General features: G+C 43.3%; 6 protein-coding genes. 2 read left to right on the top strand and 4 right to left on the bottom strand.

Annotated features, from left to right (window positions below):
• The first annotated feature begins 150 nt into the window (after positions 1 to 150).
• Positions 151 to 16473: a non-ribosomal peptide synthase/polyketide synthase gene (locus tag J8M01_RS04550; protein ID WP_211057169.1), complete on the top strand. Its 16323-nt coding sequence runs from the start codon at positions 151 to 153 to the stop codon at positions 16471 to 16473.
• 252 nt (positions 16474 to 16725) lie between these two features.
• Here the strand turns inward: J8M01_RS04550 and J8M01_RS04545 are convergent, their stop codons facing one another.
• The gene (locus J8M01_RS04545; protein ID WP_211057168.1) at positions 16726 to 17961 is read right to left on the bottom strand and encodes a lysine N(6)-hydroxylase/L-ornithine N(5)-oxygenase family protein; all 1236 of its coding nucleotides are present in this window, start codon (positions 17959 to 17961) and stop codon (positions 16726 to 16728) included.
• A 294-nt stretch (positions 17962 to 18255) separates the two neighbouring features.
• Between J8M01_RS04545 and dapE the strand changes: the two genes are divergently transcribed.
• Complete coding sequence (gene dapE / locus J8M01_RS04540) at positions 18256 to 19482, top strand: succinyl-diaminopimelate desuccinylase (RefSeq protein WP_211057167.1); 1227 nt, start codon at positions 18256 to 18258, stop codon at positions 19480 to 19482.
• Positions 19483 to 19618: 136 nt separating this feature from the next.
• Here the strand turns inward: dapE and dhbA are convergent, their stop codons facing one another.
• Genes dhbA through J8M01_RS04525 form a run of 3 tightly spaced genes read right to left on the bottom strand, consistent with a single transcriptional unit; the run spans position 19619 to position 22573 of the window.
• On the bottom strand, positions 19619 to 20383 hold the full coding sequence (dhbA, locus tag J8M01_RS04535; protein ID WP_211057166.1) for a 2,3-dihydro-2,3-dihydroxybenzoate dehydrogenase: 765 nt from the start codon (positions 20381 to 20383) through the stop codon (positions 19619 to 19621).
• Positions 20370 to 21707 carry a condensation domain-containing protein gene (locus J8M01_RS04530; RefSeq protein WP_192509017.1) on the bottom strand — a complete coding sequence of 446 codons (1338 nt, stop codon included), beginning with the start codon at positions 21705 to 21707 and terminating at the stop codon, positions 20370 to 20372. The genes dhbA and J8M01_RS04530 overlap by 14 nt, the downstream gene beginning before the upstream one ends.
• Complete coding sequence (locus J8M01_RS04525) at positions 21707 to 22573, bottom strand: isochorismatase family protein (RefSeq protein WP_210996327.1); 867 nt, start codon at positions 22571 to 22573, stop codon at positions 21707 to 21709. Before J8M01_RS04525 ends, J8M01_RS04530 begins: the two co-directional genes overlap by 1 nt.
• Between the last annotated feature and the right edge of the window lie 4 nt (positions 22574 to 22577).

Here is a 22577-nt window from a genome sequence, read left to right as displayed (position 1 = left end):
ATAACCACAGCGTACATCTTGCGCGCCAACTCACATTGCTTTTGTATTACTCATCAATAAAATAAAGCACTGCAATGCTTGATTTTTCAGGTTTCTATTCGTCTAGCTCACATATTAAATTTGAACCAATTTATGTTGAGTGGAGCCAGAATGTCACGGCAAAGACGTACCAGAAAAAACAGACAACTTTCTTCTTTATCGGAAGCTGATAAAAATAAGTTACAACAAATGATCAGCGGTGCAAACTCTGGCGTCGGCACACATATTTCAGAGCATATCGCAGACGGTGAGTTAGTTCCTTTAACACCAGCTCAAAAAATTCTTTGGTATGCTTGGAAGTTAGATCCTGAAAATACAACATATAACTTGGGTGGAGCATTACATTTTGAAGGCTTACTTGATACCCATCGCGTAAACAGTGCGTTTGAACAGCTTTGTCAGCGGCATGATGCTTTGCGCATTAAATTTGTAGAGGGTGATTTACAAGATGTTTGGCAAATCGATGGTGGTGATCAAACCTTCACTTTTTTTGAAACAACCGCGGTTGATTTAGCGCAACGAGATGCACAGTTAAGGCAAATAGTTGTCCAGCCCTTTGACTTGGTTGAAGGACCATTGTTGCGAGTGGGTGTGGTCAACCAAGGTAATGATAGTAGTTTGGTGGTCACGTTACACCATATTATTGCTGATGGTACTTCAATGCAGCAGCTGCTGGATGAATTCGTTGCTATTTACGTCGCATTGAGTGAAGGGAAAGCGTCTAGGGAAACGGTTGAAAAAGTGGGTTATCTGGGCTTTGCAAAATGGTTAAACAAGCAAGACCAACAAGATTTATATGCGAAACAGTTAGAGGTTTGGCAGAAGTTATTGCAAGCCGATGAGCCGCTACGCCTACCCGCTAATAATCAAGCGCGTCATTCTGGGCAATATAGTGTTAAGACCCAGATCCAAGTATTAGATGAACCAGTATGGCATAAAGTATCTATGCTCGCTAAAGCAAACAATGTGACGCCATATCTGGTGTTACTGACTGCTTGGCAAGTGCTCTTATCTCGTTTTGCTAATGCAACGCGTATTCAAGTTGGGGTACCGGTTGCGAATCGTCATCTCAGTGAAACATTTAATCTTGTTGGCTTTTTCGTTAATACCCAAGCTTACCCACTCACCATTGAACATCATGAGAGCTTTAGTTCGTTACTTGAACAAGCGTCACATGTGTCAAAAATAGGGCAGGGTAATCAGGATTTACCATTTGAGCATTTGCTTAAAGCCTTAAAGCCTGAGCGTCAAACGGGTGTTCACCCTATTTTTCAAGTGATGTTTAATTATTTGCGTCGCAACAAAAAGAGTTTGCAGCAACTGGGTGGTGTAGCACTACTGGACTTTGAGTTTTACCGCTTTGGTATGCCGTTTGATTTACAGCTAGATGTCATTGAAGAAGTGGGTCAAGAAACAACGTTAAATTTGATGTACGCAAATGAGTTATATGCCCCTGAATTTGCAACCCAGTGCTTGAATACATTCCACATGGTTTTGACTGAAGTATTAGAGCACATTAATGTGCCTATGGCCCACTTACCTTTACTTGCAGAACAAGATCTTCAGAGACTGGCTGTTTGGAATGTGGGAAGTTCACCTCATAGCTTCATCACACCTGTGCAGCAAATCATACATGACCAAAGTCAAAAAACACCTACAAGGATAGCTGTTAGTTTTAAGGACGAAACGGTGACTTATGAACAGCTTGATATTCGTGCTAATCGCTTGGCACATTGTTTATTAGCTAAAGGTGTTCGTGCAGAAGATAAAGTGGGGGTGGTATTCGAACGAAGCGTGGGTATGGTCGTTAGCTTATTGGCTGTGTTAAAAGCTGGGGCTGCTTATGTGCCGATTGACCCTACTTTACCATTAGAACGCATTGATTACATAGCGCAAAGTAGTGCTTTAGCATTGTTCCTCACAGACGACTCGCACAAGTCGTTGTCTCAACTTGCAGAGATAGCGCCAATGGTGCCAGTTGATACACTGGAGTTAGATCAATATGAGTCGAGTGTACCTAATTTAATAACGCATGCTACCCAATTGGCTTACGTGATTTACACATCAGGTTCCACCGGTAACCCAAAAGGTGTGGGAAACACGCATGAAGCAATTTACAACCGAATTGCTTGGCAGCAGTCGGCGTATCCCTTATCAGTAGATGATGTGGTATTACAAAAAACCCCATTTGGCTTTGATGTGTCTGTATGGGAATTTTTCTGGCCGCTGATGTATGGGGCTAAATTGGTTGTAGCACAGCCTGAAGCGCACAAAGATAGCTCACGGTTACTTGAAGTCATTACCAAAGAGCGTGTTACGACTGTGCACTTTGTACCCTCAATGCTTCAAGCGTTTATTAATCACGAAGGTGTTAGCAGTGCGAGTAGTATTAAGCGCATTTTGTGCAGTGGTGAAGCGTTACCCAGCGAAGTGCAGGCAAAGGCGCTACAGCTATTACCAAATACTGAGATTTATAATCTATACGGCCCGACAGAAGCCGCGGTTGATGTGAGTCATTTCACATGTCATGGAGATGCCAATGTGTCAGTGCCAATCGGGAGTCCGATTGATGGTATAAAGTTACTTGTATTAGATAGCGGATTACGATTGAGCCCTATCGGGGTTGCCGGCGAATTGTATATTGGCGGTATTGGCTTGGCTCGAGGCTATTTGCATCGTGCAGACCTAACAGCCGAACGTTTTATAGCTAATCCGTTTTCTAACGATGGTGAGCGGTTATATCGTACTGGTGATTTGGTGCATTGGAATGTGCAAGGGCAACTTGAGTACTTAGGCAGAACTGACCATCAAGTAAAAATTCGCGGCTTCCGTATCGAACTGGGGGAAATTGAAGCGTGTTTGCATGCGATTGATGAAGTGAATGAAGCGGTTGTTATTGCCGATAAAGGCCCTTCAGGCCAGCGTTTGGTCGCTTATGTCTCTGCTGCAGAAAGTATTGAACTTGACTCAGAGCAAATACAAAACCAATTGGCTGAAGCGTTACCAGATTACATGGTACCAAGTCTATTGATGGTGTTACCAGCGCTGCCGTTAAACAGCAACGGAAAAATAGATCGAAATGCGTTGCCACAAGCATCATTAACGAGTTCACAAATCTATCAAGCACCACAATCGGATAACGAAGCAATGTTGGCCAATATTTGGCAGGAGACATTAGGTGTTGATAAGGTCGGGCGATTAGATAATTTTTTTGAGCTGGGAGGCGACTCGATCATCAGTCTGCAGATTGTCGCTAAAGTCCGCCAAGTAGGTTATGTAGTAACGCCGAAGCAAATGTTTGAGCAGCAAGATATTGCGCGTTTAGCCTTGCAATTGGAAGCGCTTGATGTATCGTCAATTCCGGAACAAACGGTCACAGGGACTGCTAAGTTATTACCCATCCAAGCAGAGTTTTTTGCTAAACCAATGATTGAGTATAATCACTGGAATCAGGCAATTATGCTGCGTTCTGAACAGCATTTTAATGAACTAGCATTGCAAAATGCGGTCTCTGCAATATTACTTTACCATGACGCATTACGTTTACGATATACGCGCTCTGAGTGTGACCAATGGCAGCAGAACTATAGTGCTTTTGATGAGTTGCTGCTTGAAAGTAGCTACTGGTCGCGTTCGGTACAAGAAAAAGATGTCACGGCATTAGCAGAAGAAGCGCAGCGCAGCCTCGATATTGAGTCTGGGCCGATAGCACGGTTTGTGAATATGCAGCTTGATGATGGCAGTGCGAGACTCTTAATTGTTATACATCATTTGGCGGTAGATGGCGTGTCTTGGCGTACATTAATTAATGACTTTATGACAGCCTATGAGGCAGCTCAGCGCAATGAAGAGATAGCATTGGGGCTGAAAAGCCATAGCTATCAATATTGGGCAGAGCAAATTAGTCAGTATCCTCAGCTTTTTGAGGGCGAATTCTCATATTGGCAATCACACTCAGTAAAGCCTTTACAATTGCCTAATTTAAATGCGCAAGGTAGTCAGGCTATGTCTGAGAGTGGCGTAATCAGTGTGGTATTGGAGCAGGCCACAACGCAAGCACTCTTGCAAAATTCATCACACGCATATCGAACTCAAATTAATGAGTTATTATTGAGTGCGCTGAGTGAGGCAGTTTATGGATGGACCGAAGACACACACATATGTGTTAACTTAGAAGGGCACGGTCGAGAGACATGGGAAGACACTTCAGATTTAAGTCGTTCTGTTGGTTGGTATACGTCTTTGTTTCCTGTTTCTCTTACCCGAGCAAAAGCGCTATCAGGTACCATTAAAAACACGAAGGAGCAGTTACGCTCGGTGCCAAATAAAGGCATAGGCTATGGGGCGTTTAAATATTACGGAAGCCCACAGGAGCAAGCGGAACTACAACAGCAACCGATGGGTCAAATCGAGTTTAACTATTTAGGTCAAACCGATAATACATTTGAAAAAACGGAGCAAGGACTGTCATTAACATTGGCTGATGAATCCGTTGGCGCTTCTTTTAGCCCTAAGTATCCTCAACAGACAGAGTTAGTGATAAATGGCAAAGTATTTGCCGGTCAATTGCAATTTGATATTAGTTTTTCAACGGCCCGCTTATTACATCATGATGTTCAGGTATTTGCTGATAAATTATATCAGTCTTTGTGTGCCGTGGTTGAGCATTGCCAACAAGCAAGACCTACACTCACGCCATCAGATGCCCCACTGGCGAAAATGAGTCAAGCAGAACTTGACGAGCTCCCAATTGAACTCAGTCAATTACAGACGTTATATCCATTGTCACCCATGCAAGAGGGGATGTTGTTTCATAGCCTTTATGATGAAGGTGAAGCTTACATAAACCAAACTTGCTTAGAAATCGAAAATTTAGATGTGGAGCGCTTTAAGCATGCTTGGCAGCAAGTAGTGTCACGCCATGATGCATTGAGAACCGGTTTTTTGACCGAGCGACAACAAACATTGCAGTATGTAATGCGTAGCCTTATACCGCAGTGGCATGAATTAGATTGGCAATCTTACGACGAACATGAACTCCCTCAGCTGTTAACTCAGCAAGCGCAGTCAGACAGTAAAGCTGGATTCGATTTAACTAATGATCCAGGTTTAACACGTTTAACGTTGGTGAAATTAGCGGCTCAGAAATACCATTTCATATGGACTACGCATCATTTGCTTACCGACGGGTGGAGTAGCTCAGCCATGATGGGTGAGGTACTACAGGCGTATGAAGGTAAGACACTCCCTGTCGCACAAGGTCAATACGAACAGTATATTGCTTACTTAATGAAGCAAGATCAGGTGAGTAATCTTGCTTTCTGGGCGAAAGAAACAGGCCGCCTATCAGAGCCAAGCTATCTTACATCGGTCATTGGTGATGAACATACGGATGGGGAATATAATGCATATGCTATTGAATTTGACGAGCCGCAAACACAGAAACTAATTGAGTTTAGTCAACAAAACCGAGTCACACTGAATACGTTGATCCAAGGTAGCTGGTCGTTCTTACTGAGCCGTTATTTAAATCGCGCCAGTGTATGTTTTGGTGCAACGACTTCGGGTAGGCCCACTGATTTATTTGCTTCTGAATCAAGCCAGGGGATGTTTATTAATACAGTTCCTGTTGTTGCTACGGTTGATCCTGCCATGACTGTTTCTGCATGGTTACAAGCTTTACAAAACGATAATTTACAAGCTCGAGAACATGAATTCACTCCACTTTACGATATTCAGAAGCAAGCTGGGCAGTATTTAGAGCTAAATAAAGAAGGTTTGTTTGATACCTTAATGGTATTTGAAAACTATCCAATATCAAAAGCTGTACAAACCCGCGATGAACAAGACACTCAGTTTTCAGTACTCGCAGCGCGCGAAGAAACAACCTATCCACTCACCCTTGGCGTTTTAGTTGATTCTAGCTTAAGCATAACGTTTACCTATCAGGGCTGGAAAATATCAGCAGCAGGGGTTGAAACAATTGCTAAGCAGCTAAAAGGGCTGCTTCTAGCGTTCATAGCGAATAACACTCAATTATTATCAGCGCTATCACTTGTCACGCCAGCTCAAGCAGAGTCGTTACGCACACAAGGCTTTGGAGATGAGTTTGTCCCGTATATATCGGGCACAGAAACTCCGATATATATTCCCAATGGTGCAGCACCGACTTTACGAGCTGAGCAATATCAAGATGTTGTTTCAACATTAAACCAGCTGGCAGAGCAGACACCGGATGCAGAAGCCGTTGCGTGTGATGGTCTCAGTTATACGTTTAAAGAGCTGTATGAGAAATCATCGCAATTGGCGTATTACTTGCGTGAGCAAGGGGTGGTTGCAGAGCAAAAAGTGGGGGTTGCACTAGAGCGTAGCCGCGACTTACCAGTGGCCTTTTTGGCGATATTAAAGGCGGGAGCGGTGTATGTGCCAATGGACTTGAGCTATCCAGAGCAACGCTTAGCCTACATGATAAAAGACAGTCAGATGCAGCATATACTGGTGTCAGATAACCGCATTGCTGAATTGGCAGGAGAGGCGCAGTTACATTGTTTGCCAGAGATAACGCTCAATGATAGTTGGCAAATGGAAACGGTCTACCCAGCACAAGGGGCGTATGTTATTTATACCTCGGGCTCGACAGGCAATCCGAAAGGGGTGTTGGTAAGCCGGGGGTCCATTGGAATGCACTGTCGTTCAATAGGGCGTCGTTATGGTTTAAGCGCGTCAGACAGAGAATTGATATTCATGTCATTCTGTTTTGATGGGGCACATGAGCGTTGGTTATCAGCCGTGACACATGGCGGTACAGTGGTCATTAGGCCAGAAAAGCAGTGGGACTTACAAGAGACGTATGAAAACATGCACGCACAGCGCGTGAGTGTGGTGGTATTCCCACCGGTATTTTTACGAGAGTTGGCTGCGTATGTTGAACAAATAGGTAATCCTCCACCGGTTCGAGTGTATTGCTTTGGTGGAGATGCGATGCCACAAGCGTCTTTTGAATTAGCCCAACGGGTTTTAAAACCGGCATTCTTTATTAATGGCTATGGTCCAACAGAGACGGTTGTGACGCCGTTGACGTGGAAAGCGTTACCAGGAAGCAGCTTTGACAGTGTGTATGCGCCGATAGGTGAGGTGTTAGGACAACGTCAAGCATGGATATTGGATGACCAATTGAATCTAGTACTGCCGGGTATGATAGGTGAGTTATACATGGCGGAAGAGGTCGGGTTAGCAAGAGGGTATTTGAATCGTCCCGATTTAACCGCGGAGCGCTTTGTGGCGGACCCGTTTAAAGAAGATGGCTCACGCTTATATCGCACCGGAGATTTGGTGCGCTGGAATGCGGATAATCAAATGGAATATTTAGGTCGTACTGACCATCAGGTGAAAATCCGAGGTTTCCGCATAGAGCTAGGTGAGATAGAGTCCTTGTTACGTAAATCAGCGGGGGTGAATGAAGCGGTTGTCATAGCGGATGATACGCCGTCGGGCAAGCGTTTAGTGGGGTATGTATCAGGGCATGACGAAGGCTTATTAGATGTGGCTGCTCTAAAAGCGACGCTAGCACAGCAATTACCAGATTATATGGTACCCAGTGTGTTGATGGCACTGGCGGAGCTGCCAACGAATAGTAACGGTAAGATAGATAGAAAAGCGTTGCCAAAGGCACAATTAGAAAGCGAGAAAGCTTATGTTGCGCCAGAAGGGGAGCTTGAAACATTACTGGCTGAAATTTGGCGTGAGGTGTTAGGTGTTGAGCAAGTAGGACGTTTTGATAATTTCTTTGCACTAGGTGGGGATTCAATTAACAGCTTACGCTTAATTGCATTAGCAAAAAGTCATGATATTACATTGAGTGTGCAGGATATTTTCACCAGTACTGACTTATACTCACTTGCACTACAAAGCCTGAGTTCGGGCGAGAACACTATATCGCCTTTACTTAGGGCTGAGCGTGCACAGCAAACGTTATCTTATGCGCAAGAGCGTCAATGGTTCTTGTGGAAGTTAGCACCCGAAAGTGATGCTTACCACATTACCGGTGGTTTGATCTTAGAGGGCACACTGGACTTTACTGCACTGCAAACGGCATTTGACTATGTTCTTGAGAAACACGATGCATTGCGTACAAGGTTTGTTGAGCATCAAGATGCCAGTGTGACACAAGTAGTCGAACAGGGTGTGAAAGCAAATATTCAACGTTTAGATGGTTCTACTAAAAATGTAGAGTCAGATACATTTAAGTCTGATTTAGTGAAAAAGCCGTTTGATTTAACGACAGATAAATTGTTACGCGTTGGCTTAATTACGCATGCGCAAGATAAGCATGAGTTGATTGTGGTAATGCATCATATTGTGTCTGATGGTTGGTCGTTAAATTTGATTATTGCCGATTTTGTAGCTGGTTACTCAGCGGCGTTAAAAGGGGATTCACTGGCAGTCGAATTGCAACCACGATACAGCGACTATGCTCAGTGGCAAAAACAGTGGCTGGAAGAAGGAGAAGATGCACGACAGTTGGCATATTGGAAAACAAACTTAGGTGATTCTCACCCAGTTCTGGAATTACCTGCCGATTTGCAAAGTGATCAACAAGAATATAGTAATGGTATTGCTATTCACGCTATTCCAAAGGCATTGAAAGCACAATTAAGTCATTACGCCAAAGACCAAGGCAGTACTTTATTTGCTTTGCTTATGAGTGCGTGGCATGTCTTACTTCATCGTTACTCTGGTCAATCAGATATTCGAGTTGGTATGCCTATAGCGAATAGGCAGCATATTGAAAGTCAGAGCATTGTTGGCTTTTTTGTCAATACGCAAGTGATCCGCAGTGTGTTATCAGCAGATATGGCACTGGGACAAGTCGTGAATGTTATTACGGAAAGTTTACAAGGGGCTCAGGCGAATCAAGACCTCCCTTTTGAAAAGCTGGTTGATGGGCTTGAATTAGAGCGTAATTTAAACCGCTCTCCGTTGTTTCAAGTGATGCTAAATTATCAGCGTCAAGAAGATAACTTGTTGTCACAATTACCTGAATTGACGATTAGTGAAGCAAAGTTACCGACCAATAGTGCACAATTTGAATTGTTACTTGAAGCTATTGAAGATACTGAAGGCGAAGTGACGTTATACTTAAATTACGCTATTGAACTTTATAGTGACAACCGAGTTCAAGAGCTTCTTGATGGCTTTATGTCGATACTCACAGATATTGCATTACGTCCAGAGCAAACTGTGAGTAGTGTCGAGCTACTATTAGAGCACACGGTTGGTCATCTTATTGCCTTTGGCCGTGGTAATGAATGCAATAAGCCTAAAATGTTATTACATGAAAGCATCGAATACCATAGTGTGAATACACCGAACCAGATTGCTTTGAGGGATGAAGAAGAGTCTATTACTTATGGGCAGCTGGCACTAAAAGTGAGTCGGCTATGCGCTTATTTACAGGCGAATGATGTGCTTGTGGAAGACCAAGTTGGGGTGATTTTTAATCGTAATATCGATATGGTTGTGAGTTTACTCGCTATCCATCAGGCGGGTGCAGCATATGTGCCTATTGATCCTAATTTGCCGAGTGATCGTGTTAAATATATTGTTAGCAGCAGTACTTTAAAGCTTATTCTAACTGATGGTTCAGCAGCTAACTTTACTGAGTTAGCGCAATTGTCTGAAATACACGAGTTACAGGATATCGTTTATTCGTCGGATGAGCCTCACCACTATCCGCACATGTCAAAAGATAACTTAGCATATGTGATTTATACCTCAGGTTCTACTGGGCAGCCTAAAGGCGTTGCGGTAACGCATCAAGGGTTATCTAACTATTTGTCCTATGCGCAGGCAGCCTATTTACCAAATGTATCATCGAGTTTAGTGAGTTCAACACTCTCTTTTGATGCCACAGTAACGAGCTTGTTAGTGCCGTTATATAGCGGTAAAACAGTGACATTGCTGGCATCGGGGGACGAAGAACTCAGTAATTTAATTGCGCATTTACAACAAAGTAATGATGCGACGTTATATAAAATAACCCCTGCCCATATCGATGCGATGCTTGCCAGTGATTTACTCACCACAAATGAGCAAGCGCATTGCTTTGTCGTAGGGGGAGACAAGCTATTGAGCTCAACGGTTGCTCAATTGAAAGCCTTGTTCCCTTATGCACAGATCATTAATGAATATGGACCGACAGAAACTGTCGTTGGATGTTCAGTATTTAACATTGGTAATGAGACTAATGAGCGCTGGGATGTGATCCCTATCACAGATGCAATTGAAAATACTCAGCTTTACGTATTAAGTGATGCGTTAACACTGATGCCAATAGGTGTGCCAGGTGAATTATATATCGCCGGAGAAGGACTTGCACGTGGCTACTTAAACCAAGGAGCTTTGACCTCAGAAAGGTTTATAGCAAACCCCTTTAGCGACGATGGTGCGCGTTTATATCGAACGGGAGATTTGGTGCGCTGGAGCTTTGATGGAGAGCTTGAGTATTTAGGACGCACAGACCATCAAGTGAAAGTACGAGGTTTTAGAATTGAATTGGGTGAGATAGAGGCCAATTTATGTAATATCCCAACCGTAAATGAAGCCATTGTCGTCGCAGATGAAACCGAAAATGGGACACAATTAGTTGCTTATATTGTGGCTGATGATGACATCGAGTATGACGCATTAAAAGAGATATTGCGGAACAATTTACCGAGTTACATGATCCCCGATATATTTGTCACACTAGCGAGCTTTCCTTTGACTCATAACGGTAAAGTTAATCGAAGTGCCTTACCTAAAGTGGACCGAGCCGCGGAGCTTGATTTTGTTGCCCCCGAGGGGGAACTAGAGATTATGTTAGCCGCTATTTGGCGCTCAATCCTGGGTGTTGAACAAGTGGGTCGTCATGACAATTTCTTTGAATTAGGTGGGGACTCCATAGTCAGCTTACAAATAATTGCAAAACTTCGTCAGGCTGGGTACTTGGTAACCCCTAAACAAGTGTTCGAGCAGCAAAGCATAGCGCGCCTAGTTAACTGTTTGATTGTTATGGAAGATGAAGATTTAATTGAGCAAAGTGTTTTTGGGGAAGTTGAGTTACTGCCGATTCAATCCAGCTTCTTTAAAAATGAGATGGTCGATCGCTCTCATTGGAACCAAGCTGTAATGCTACACAGTGATCAAGCGCTAGATGATGTTGCACTTAATGCGGCGATAAGCCAGTTGGTTGAAAGTCACGATGCGTTGCGAATGCGATACTATCAAGATGAAATGGGGGGATGGAGTCAAGAATATACAGAGTATCGAGAGGATTTTGTTGAACAAAATATGTGGTTACATGATGTTGATGTGGCCGATATAGAGCAATTAGCACAACAGGCTCAAGAAAGTTTAGATATTACCCATGGCTCAATGATGAGAGTCGTGCAAATGCGAGTGAATGATGGCACATATAGGCTGTTATTCGTTATTCATCATTTGGTTGTTGATGGTGTATCTTGGCGGGTTTTATTAGATGATTTAGCCGTTGCATATGAGCAAGCTATTGAAGGTAAAAGCCTTACATTGGCGTTAAAAAGTCACAGCTATCAATACTGGGCTGACCGTGTACGTGAGTACCCGAGTCAATTTAAAGACGAGTTTGCGTATTGGTCTGAGCAAGTCACTCAGCCATTACAATTACCTAACTTAAATGCGCAGGGCAGTGCACTTGCATTGCATCGTGCAGCAGTCAGTGTCAATTTAGATAAAGTGCGTACTGAGTCATTATTACATGATGCGCCAAAAGTATATCGTACACAGATAAATGACTTGTTACTGAGTGCATTAAGTGAAGCTTTGTATCAATGGTTAGGTCAATCTGAAGTGTCTATAAACTTGGAAGGTCATGGGCGAGAACCATGGGAGCAAGGCGTAGATTTAAGCCGGACTGTGGGTTGGTTTACCACACTCTATCCAATTGTATTGCAGCGTATGCCCTCGTTGGCACACACAATCATCGCCAATAAAGAAAACTTACGGGCTATTCCAAACAAGGGGATAGGGTATAGTGCATTTAAATTTAATGGCACAGATGAAGAACAAGCGCAGTTACAGCAGAGCTCACTCAGTCAAATAGAATTCAACTATTTGGGGCAATTCGACAATGGCACAGTGCACGATAGTACCTCGGTTTGGCGTTTAGCATCTGAAAGCTCTGGGAAAGCAACGAGTGACAATATCGCTATGAATAGTGAGTTGGCGATTAATGGACAAGTATTAAATGGGGCACTGTCTTTTGAGATAAGTTTCTCACAAGCGCGTTTGAATAATGAAGATGTGGCACAGTTTGCCGCACATTTTGAGGCTGCATTACAGCAGGTTGTGGCGCATTGCCAAACGACGCAAGGCACATTAACCCCATCAGATGTGCCACTAACTAAATTATCGCAAACACAACTAGATGCGTTACCACTTAATCTGAGTAATGTGGATGATCTGTATCCATTGTCACCCATGCAAGAAGGCATGCTATTTCACAGTATGTTTGAACAAAGCAGTGCGTATATAAATCAAACCTGTTTTGAGGTGAAAGGGCTAGATGTAGCGCGCTTTAAACAGGCTTGGCAATCAGTGATTGCGCGTCATGATGTATTGCGAACTGGCTTTGTGTGTACTGATAACTTTAATTTGCAGTTTGTTGCGAAAGAAACAGATCAATCTTGGCAGGAACTGGATTGGCAAAATAGCAAGTTAGATAAGGCAGCCGTTATCACACAAGCACAAGCGGATCGAGAGCGAGGGTTTGATTTCATTAACGACCCCGGCTTAACGCGGTTAACACTGATACATACAGGAGCGACAGAGCATTATTTAATATGGACAAGTCACCATTTATTAACAGATGGTTGGAGTACATCTGTAATGATGGGGGAGATACTACAAGCATACGAAGGAATGAGTCTGCCGAAAGATACAGTGCAATATAAAGACTATATTACTTACCTAAAAGAGCAAGATGCTTCTACTAACCTGGCTTATTGGCAGCATGAAACAAATCGACTGACTGGCCCAAGTTACCTGACTTCGGTATTAAATGGGGATTCTGAGTTTAGGCAGTATGGTAAGCAGTATATTCATTTTGATGAAACACAAACTGTTAGCTTAACAGCGTTTGCAAAGCAAAATCATGTAACAATAAATACCGTTATTCAAGGTGCATGGGCATTACTGCTGTCGCGATACTTAAATCGGGATACAGTATGCTTTGGTGCAACCACCTCAGGTAGGCCAACCGATATGGCTGGTAGTAGTGCATGCTTGGGGATGTTTATCAATACCATTCCTGTGATTGCTGAAATAGATCCGGCACAGTCGTTAAGTACTTGGTTACAGTCAATTCAAACCGCGAGTGTTCGTTCTAGAGAATTTGAGTTTACGCCGCTTTATGATATTCAGAAGCAAGCTGGGGAACGTTTAGATCTGAATATAGAAGGTTTGTTTGATACCTTAATGGTATTTGAAAACTACCCGATCTCTGAGACACTCCAAAATGGAGAAGGAAAAGACACTGCATTCGATGTTGTTAATTCAGCTGAGGAAACCAACTATCCGGTATCTCTCGGGGTTGAAATCGAAGCATTATTGAAAATCACATTGACTTATCAACATGACAAAGTAAGTACGGTAAGTGCAAACATGCTTTCAAAGCAGTTGGAGTCTTTGATTTTAGCAATGGTATCTAACCAAAACCAATTATTATCAGCGCTATCACTTGTCACGCCAGCTCAAGCAGAGTCGTTACGCACACAAGGCTTTGGAGATGAGTTTGTCCCGTATATATCGGGCACAGAAACTCCGATATATATTCCCAATGGTGCAGCACCGACTTTACGAGCTGAGCAATATCAAGATGTTGTTTCAACATTAAACCAGCTGGCAGAGCAGACACCGGATGCAGAAGCCGTTGCGTGTGATGGTCTCAGTTATACGTTTAAAGAGCTGTATGAGAAATCATCGCAATTGGCGTATTACTTGCGTGAGCAAGGGGTGGTTGCAGAGCAAAAAGTGGGGGTTGCACTAGAGCGTAGCCGCGACTTACCAGTGGCCTTTTTGGCGATATTAAAGGCGGGAGCGGTGTATGTGCCAATGGACTTGAGCTATCCAGAGCAACGCTTAGCCTACATGATAAAAGACAGTCAGATGCAGCATATACTGGTGTCAGATAACCGCATTGCTGAATTGGCAGGAGAGGCGCAGTTACATTGTTTGCCAGAGATAACGCTCAATGATAGTTGGCAAATGGAAACGGTCTACCCAGCACAAGGGGCGTATGTTATTTATACCTCGGGCTCGACAGGCAATCCGAAAGGGGTGTTGGTAAGCCGGGGGTCCATTGGAATGCACTGTCGTTCAATAGGGCGTCGTTATGGTTTAAGCGCGTCAGACAGAGAATTGATATTCATGTCATTCTGTTTTGATGGGGCACATGAGCGTTGGTTATCAGCCGTGACACATGGCGGTACAGTGGTCATTAGGCCAGAAAAGCAGTGGGACTTACAAGAGACGTATGAAAACATGCACGCACAGCGCGTGAGTGTGGTGGTATTCCCACCGGTATTTTTACGAGAGTTGGCTGCGTATGTTGAACAAATAGGTAATCCTCCACCGGTTCGAGTGTATTGCTTTGGTGGAGATGCGATGCCACAAGCGTCTTTTGAATTAGCCCAACGGGTTTTAAAACCGGCATTCTTTATTAATGGCTATGGTCCAACAGAGACGGTTGTGACGCCGTTGACGTGGAAAGCGTTACCAGGAAGCAGCTTTGACAGTGTGTATGCGCCGATAGGTGAGGTGTTAGGACAACGTCAAGCATGGATATTGGATGACCAATTGAATCTAGTACTGCCGGGTATGATAGGTGAGTTATACATGGCGGAAGAGGTCGGGTTAGCAAGAGGGTATTTGAATCGTCCCGATTTAACCGCGGAGCGCTTTGTGGCGGACCCGTTTAAAGAAGATGGCTCACGCTTATATCGCACCGGAGATTTGGTGCGCTGGAATGCGGATAATCAAATGGAATATTTAGGTCGTACTGACCATCAGGTGAAAATCCGAGGTTTCCGCATAGAGCTAGGTGAGATAGAGTCCTTGTTACGTAAATCAGCGGGGGTGAATGAAGCGGTTGTCATAGCGGATGATACGCCGTCGGGCAAGCGTTTAGTGGGGTATGTATCAGGGCATGACGAAGGCTTATTAGATGTGGTTGCTCTAAAAGCGACGCTAGCACAGCAATTACCAGATTATATGGTACCCAGTGTGTTGATGGCGCTAGCGGAGTTGCCAACGAATAGTAACGGTAAGATAGATAGAAAAGCGTTACCAAAGGCACAATTAGAAAGCGAGAAAGCTTATGTTGCGCCAGAAGGGGAGCTTGAAACATTACTGGCTGAAATTTGGCGTGAGGTGTTAGGTGTTGAGCAAGTAGGACGTTTTGATAATTTCTTTGCACTAGGTGGGGATTCAATTAATGGATTAAAGGTGACCAGTCAATGGCAGCAGCGTCATCACTTACCATTCAATATTAGATTATTGTGGCAAGCGCCAGATCTGAGCTCATTAGTAAACGCCTTATTGAGTGATGCGATCCCCAGTGTACATAGTTTGAATTCGCTTATTGCGACGGGGCCAAATCTTTTTTGCTTACATGAAGGAAGTGGACTCACCATAGCTTACCGACCACTGGCGCAGCGTTTAGACGGGCGAGTAAACTGCATTGGTATTGCACCTGATGATGCTTTTGATATGCAATCTGATCTGCAACAGTTGGCAAACCACTACGCGAGTGAAATTTTACGGTATCAGCAATCAGGGCCTTATTATTTAGCTGGTTGGTCAATGGGGGCACCAATCGCTTTGTTGGTAGCAAATACACTTTCAGATTTGGGCCATACAGTTTCAATGGTGCAACTTATCGATAGTTGGAATCCATTTGAGTATCAAAATAGCGAGATTTTAATGTGGCACCAATGGATCTCAAAGTGGGTTATGCAACATGTTATTGCACGAGAAGATGAGGTTGAAGCTGTTGTCGAAACTTATATTGCAACTAATACTGAAGCGGTTATGCCATTGGTTGACTTATTGATGCAGTATAAAGAGAGCTTTAGCGAAGAGGTTACTAATTTACCTGCGACAGAATTGGTAACATTAATTCAAGTTGCATATCATTTGTACACTACCTCACGTCGACCGATAAATTACAAAGTGGTGAACTCTGCAGGCATACACTGTTGGTGGTCGAGTGACACATCCACAGAGAGTACTGCCAATTATTACTGTGGGTTGGGTCAATCTCTCCCTGAAACGAGGTTGGAGTATGATCACCAAGGCATAGTAATGAGTTCTGAAGTACTGGATGGCATTGAACAAGCGATGGAAAAATTTTTATAGGCGTACATTACTATTAAAAATAGCTGGGTAAAAAGTGCCGCTTTCTTATAGAAAACGGCACTTTTTATTGTCCTCTTTTTACTCTTTGCAAGCGATGACTAGAAGATGCTGAAAGTGGTATCAATGACCATAAATATTACAGGGCTGAAAAGGCGCACTATATCAAGATGTACAATAAGGAAAAGAGTGACGGGTGAAGTGAGAGAGGTTAAGTAACCCAATACTGACGATCGGGTTACTGTTGAGGTGTTGTTAGCTTAGATTGAGTGCATCCGCAATTTCAGCGGAGCGAATCGCTAAGATCGATAAAAGAGAATCGCTGATCCCATGTGTCGCTTCATTAATTCCTTGCGTAAATATTTTCGGTTTAAAGGTATCGGCAGTACGTAATTGATAGTCGCGAGCAATATCATTTTCCAGCCATTGAGTTACTGACTCTAATAAAGGTGGACGCGAGGAATAATGATAGCCTGTTGCAAGTATCATGTGGTCATACTTTTCAAGCTGACTATTGTGCTGGCCGTGACGAAGGGTTAAACAGATCTGATCCCCAGAGAGAGTCGCAGCGTCAATATGGGTATTATTTTTGAGGGAAAAACGGGTTTCGTTTTTTAGCCTTTGTGTGTATAAGCGGCCGTATATGTCATCTAATAATGGCTCATCGACAACCGCATAATTGGTATTTCTGAATTCAGTTAAAAAAGCACTGCGTTGCTCAGGTGTGTTTTGATACATTAAATCGGTGTAGCGTGGGTCAAAGATTTCATTGACAAAGGGACTTGAGTCAGCAGGCTTCATAGCGCCAGCGCGAAAGATAAGATCAACTTTTGGTTGATGCAAAATATTTTGCACATCGACAAATATTTCAGCGGCACTTTGACCCGCACCAATAACGGCGACCTTATCACCTGCTTTAATTTTATGTTTATTCATCAAGTATTGAGAAGAATGCCACACATTTTCATGTGTAAAGGCATCACTAAATACCTCAGGGACCTTTGCATTACCACCAGGGCTTAAAATGATATTTTTAGCATGACGAGTGTGCTCTAAACCTTCTTGATTTCTCGTTGTTATTGCAAGATATTCAACATGATTTTGCTCCACTACAGGCGTAATCTCAACGACTTGCTCATCGTAATGGCAATGTTCATTGAAGTGTGATGCGGCCCAGCTTAAGTAACTATTGAACTCTAATCGAGATGGATAAAATGTTTTTAAGTTAATATAGCTGTCTAGTCTGTTTTGATGATGCAAGTAGTTGACGAAGCTAAAGTGACTGGTTGGGTTCCTTTGGGTAACAAGATCTTTCAGGTAAGAAATTTGCATTGTCGTATCATCAAGTAACATCCCACCATGCCATAAGAAATTGGGTTGTTTCTCAATGAAGCAAACCTTGTCGGTGAGTTTACCTTGCTCTTGTAACGCAATGGCTAAAGCTAAATTAGCAGGGCCAAATCCTATCCCGATAACGTCGTATAATTTCATGTTTGCCTCAACAGAGCGCGTATGTGTGGCGCTTTAACGATTAGTATTCATCCTGAGACGAAAGCTTATGATAATTATTTAGGTTTTCCTTAGTTTCTTTGTGGTTTATTGCAAGTAACGGGCGAGTACAGGTATGTACGACAGATTGGTTATATAGAAATGCAGTAATCAAGTCTGCGATCGCTAACTTTATGCTCTGTTGCTTCGTCTAGAGGATCTAAGCAAATAAAGCCATGCAAATTATCAAGTGACTTGTGTGCTTTAAACTCTTTACTAGTGATTAGCGAAATAATTATGACAAGCGTGCGAGATACTGAGTTAAATGATGTGTCACTCAAAGAAAAAGCCATTGAACTTACGCAAAACTTAGTTCGATTCCCGTCCATTACACCAGATGACGCTGGCAGTTTTGACTATATATGTAGATATTTAGAACAGCTGGGATTCACGTGCAAAGAAGTAACACGACAGGGGGTTAGAAACCTCATTGCGTCAAAATCTTTTGGGGCAGGTAAAACCTTTGCTTTTGCAGGGCATTTAGATGTTGTGCCAGCAGGTCCTCTAGAGTTGTGGACCAGTCCCCCCTTCGCTGCAGAAATCATTTCAGAACGTGTGTATGGGCGTGGGGTTGCAGATATGAAAGGCGGTATTGCGTGTTTTATTGCCGCGGTAGAATCTCTGTTGACACGCTGTGATACGGGGACTCTCATGTTACTAATTACCTGTGATGAAGAGGGGGAAGCAGAGCATGGTACCGCCTCTATTATGGACACACTTAATGCGTTAGGGGATGAGCATTTGCCGGACTATTGCTTAGTTGGTGAGCCATCGAGTAAAGCCCGTTTAGGGGATACGGTGAAAATCGGTCGACGAGGTTCGCTGTCAGGTCATGTGCGTGTATTTGGTCAACAAGGCCATGTTGCGTATCCGCATAATTGCCAAAATGCCGCCCATGGTGCCATTGTATTAAGTCGCCGTTTAGTCGCGTTACAGTGGGACAGTGGTACTGTAACAATGCCCGGCACAAGTTTACAAATCACGCAGTTAAATAGCGGAGAGTTTGTCGATAACACAGTCCCTGGTACCACAGATATTTGCTTCAATATTAGATACAGTAGTCGACACACAGAGCAGTCGTTGAAAAAGCTCATAAGTGACACATTACACTCAGATGAGATCCGCTGTGAAATAGAATGGCAGCGTCCTTGTGCCCCTTACTTTAATGAAGCAAATAAATTTGTTGATACATTGAACTTGGCCATTGAAAACACGGTGGGTATTCGCCCGATATTGACCACAGATGGCGGCACATCGGATGGTCGATTTATCGCCTCAGCACGAACTGAAGTCATTGAATTCGGGCTGCGTAATGAAAACATTCATCAAGTTAATGAATCTGCATCTTTAAGCGATATTGGCGATTTAGCATTAATTTACAAACACATGATTGCAGCATTTTGTGTGAGCGATATGCGCGCTAATATACCGTTTGAGTCTATTGATGAAGCGTTGATACTGTGAGTGAAATTTACGTATTTGGTAGAGTTTTATTCACGCCTTATTTGGTATTCCAAACAGGGCTTTTGTAAAGAGAGTTGCTCAGATTATGAGTTAAAAGATAAGGAGGCTACGGCCTCCTTGAGTATGCTTATAGTGTTTAAAAAGTTGCGCCACCATCAATGGTGATGACTTGCATTGTGGTATGTGAAGACAAGTTGGAGGCAATAAAGACAATACTGTGTGCCACTTCATCTGGGGTAGCTATTTTTTGTAAAGGGATCCCTAACTTGTACTCTTTAGCAAATCCATCAATGACATTTTTAGCTCCGCTATCATCTTGCCACATACAGGTTTGCATCGGGGTTAATGTAGATCCGGGGGCAATAACATTACAGCGGATACCATAATTTGCAAGTTCTAAGCCTGCGGTTAGTGTTAGTTGGGTTACCGCTGCTTTTGACGCACAATAAGCGGCCATCTTTTGTCGCGGCGTCTGTGCTGCATTGGAACCCACGGTAACAATGCTACCGGCTTTATTCTGCTTGAAATTGTTGTAGCACGCCTGCAAGAACAGAAACACAGCACTGCAATTAACGGTATGACAATGTAACCACTGGTCAGTGGTTATGGCATCGATGGAGTCGTATTCTAAAACCCCTGCAATATTGATTAAGTTATACGGCGCCAAACCAGACGATATAAGCTCTGCTAATATCTGCTCAAGTTCTAATAAGTTGGATAAATCGCATTGAACACTTTTGTATAATACAGATGCGTCACTGAAATGTTTGTCAAAGCCAATCACTTTAGCGCCCAGAGCCGAAAATTGTTTTGCGGTGCTAAGGCCAATACCTTGCCCGACGCCGGTGATCCATACAATTTTGTCTTGATATTCAGCTTTAAGCTGCTTATCTAGCGACATGGTGTGCTCCTTGCTCTAATTCATGAATTAGTTGATTCAGTGATATCAGGGGATGATCAGCCCAGTAGGTTGCAGCAAAGAAGACATGTGATTGTATTGTATGTACCTGCTCAGGCAGATACCTTGCTTGATTCACATCAAAATCTATTTTGGCGGGCGTATCACCCAGCAAATGAATTTGCAGCATAATATCGTCAGTGGTCCCTGCACTTAAAATATGGCTGTGTGTTTCGACGCCGGCATATTTAGGGTTACTTGAAAAGGGCAGTAGGTTAATCGTTGGGCCAAATACGGTGAGTGACTTTCCTTGTTTTTGTCTGTCACGTTTTAATGATTCAACACGGTAGCTTTGTAGGTTTTTTAATGCCCTAATTTGTTGGTTGATCAAAACAGTGAGATCTTGCAAGGTCATATTCTCACACAGTTGTAGTGGCAGCGGTAGCACATTGCTTTGCACACAAGGGGTCGACAGCTCAGCCATCGATTGGCGATTCATCATGATCAACCCTAAAGTGACATGATAGTGTTTCGTTTTTGCCACTAACGACGCCGCAATCGCAGCGAGTAATACCTCAGAACTACTCGCACTTACTTGCGCAGCGGCTGATTGAATCGTGTGCCATTGGGTACGAGAGAACTGTTCGGTTAAACGCGTATTCGCCATGCTTACATCGGCTTTGCTGTCGCTAAAACTATGTATAACGTCTATGTCATCTAACCATCGATTCAAAGTCACCCCCGCGGCGGCTTGGGCCGTAAGGTATGATGTTTCTTGCTGGGCTTGTAGTAATGTTTGTTGATTGGAAAAGCGCAAATTTGGTAAGGGTTTACCTTTCATAAGCGCATTGTAGGTACGATTTAATGCTTGGCTAAATAAACCAAAACCATAACCATCAAGTAATAAGTGGTGGGCCAAAATCATCAAGTAATCTTGTGACGTGCCACGGAGTAAATATAACTGCATCAATGGCTGCGCGGATAAGTCGAATGATTGACCTAATTTAGGAGCCATAAACTGCTGAGCGTACTGAGCGACATCGTCTATATCGCAGTCGAGCTGAATAAATTCAATCGCCGGGGTATTGTCAGTCGGTTGAAGCTGGGGTGTATAAGCATCATCATGTGGAAAGTAGCAGCTTAATGTATTACTTGCGAGCCAGACATGATCGAATGCTTGTTGCAGCACCGAAGCTGCAACTTTTCCTTGAAATGCCAAGCATTCAGCAACATTGAATAACTCACCTCGACCGCTGATGGTGTGTAATAACCACATCGCGTGCTGAGACGCACTCAATGGCAGAGAATCTGCTATATGGTGCGTCATTAGTCGTCCTTTCGCTCTTCTAGTAATTCAACCCAAGCTGATAGAGTCGGGATCTGTGCCAGTTCGATGAAGTTAGTTTCAATACCTTGCTGTTGCCATAATGCAATTAAATTCATGACTTGCACCGAATCTAGTCCATAATCGATGAGACTTTCAAATTCATCAAACTCCTCAGGTTCACAATCTATGAGCGGGACAATATGTGCTTTTAAGCCTTCTAAAGTGGTTATGTCGAGGCTCTCGCTGCCTAAAACTTCGGCTGTGTTTATCACTTTACCGCAGCGCTTTGCAACAAAGTTTAATGCCATTGTATGCTCGTCATAGCTAAAATCAGCAACAGCATCACCGATGACAAATGGTTGTATGTCTCGCATGAACGCATCAACAGCGGTTGTCATCACGCCAATATGCGCATAAATCCCGACAATGAGTAATTGATCTCGACCTGAATCGCTCAAGCGGGTTTCAAAATCACATTTTTGAAAGGCACTATAGCGCCATTTGGTCAATACAATGTCTTTCTCGGTAGGTTGTAGCGCATCCATCACAGGCTGCTGGGCTGGGTCTTGTAAACCATCGCCCCACATATCACGCAGTAGTCCACGCTCGTTAAATCCCTGCTTAATTGGTTGGGCAGTATAGTAAACTGGAATGTTGTTTTCATAACAATGGCTTTTGAGTGCTTGTATATTGGCAACAACCGCGTCAATAAGCGGGTTGTTATCACCATAAAAGCCAATGAAGTAATTTTGCATGTCATGAATTAACAATGCAGCACGCTCTGGTTCTATTTGCCAATCAACACGATTTTCTGGCAGTTGTGCTGTGCGTGGTAGTGGGTAGTGACTTAGCTTTGGAATACTCATAATT

This window comes from Pseudoalteromonas sp. MMG005 (genome assembly GCF_018101015.1).
Lineage (GTDB): Bacteria > Pseudomonadota > Gammaproteobacteria > Enterobacterales > Alteromonadaceae > Pseudoalteromonas > Pseudoalteromonas aurantia.
The sequence above is the reverse complement of the archived record's forward strand: the minus strand, read 5'-3'. Positions and strand labels throughout refer to the sequence as shown.

What these genes read in the sequence shown, in the direction of transcription:
- J8M01_RS04550 (WP_211057169.1), top strand. Translation starts at nt 151, where the DNA reads ATGTCACGGCAAAGACGTACCAGAAAAAACAGACAACTTTCTTCTTTA.
- J8M01_RS04545 (WP_211057168.1), bottom strand. Translation starts at nt 17,961, where the DNA reads ATGAAATTATACGACGTTATCGGGATAGGATTTGGCCCTGCTAATTTA.
- dapE (WP_211057167.1), top strand. Translation starts at nt 18,256, where the DNA reads ATGACAAGCGTGCGAGATACTGAGTTAAATGATGTGTCACTCAAAGAA.
- dhbA (WP_211057166.1), bottom strand. Translation starts at nt 20,383, where the DNA reads ATGTCGCTAGATAAGCAGCTTAAAGCTGAATATCAAGACAAAATTGTA.
- J8M01_RS04530 (WP_192509017.1), bottom strand. Translation starts at nt 21,707, where the DNA reads ATGACGCACCATATAGCAGATTCTCTGCCATTGAGTGCGTCTCAGCAC.
- J8M01_RS04525 (WP_210996327.1), bottom strand. Translation starts at nt 22,573, where the DNA reads ATGAGTATTCCAAAGCTAAGTCACTACCCACTACCACGCACAGCACAA.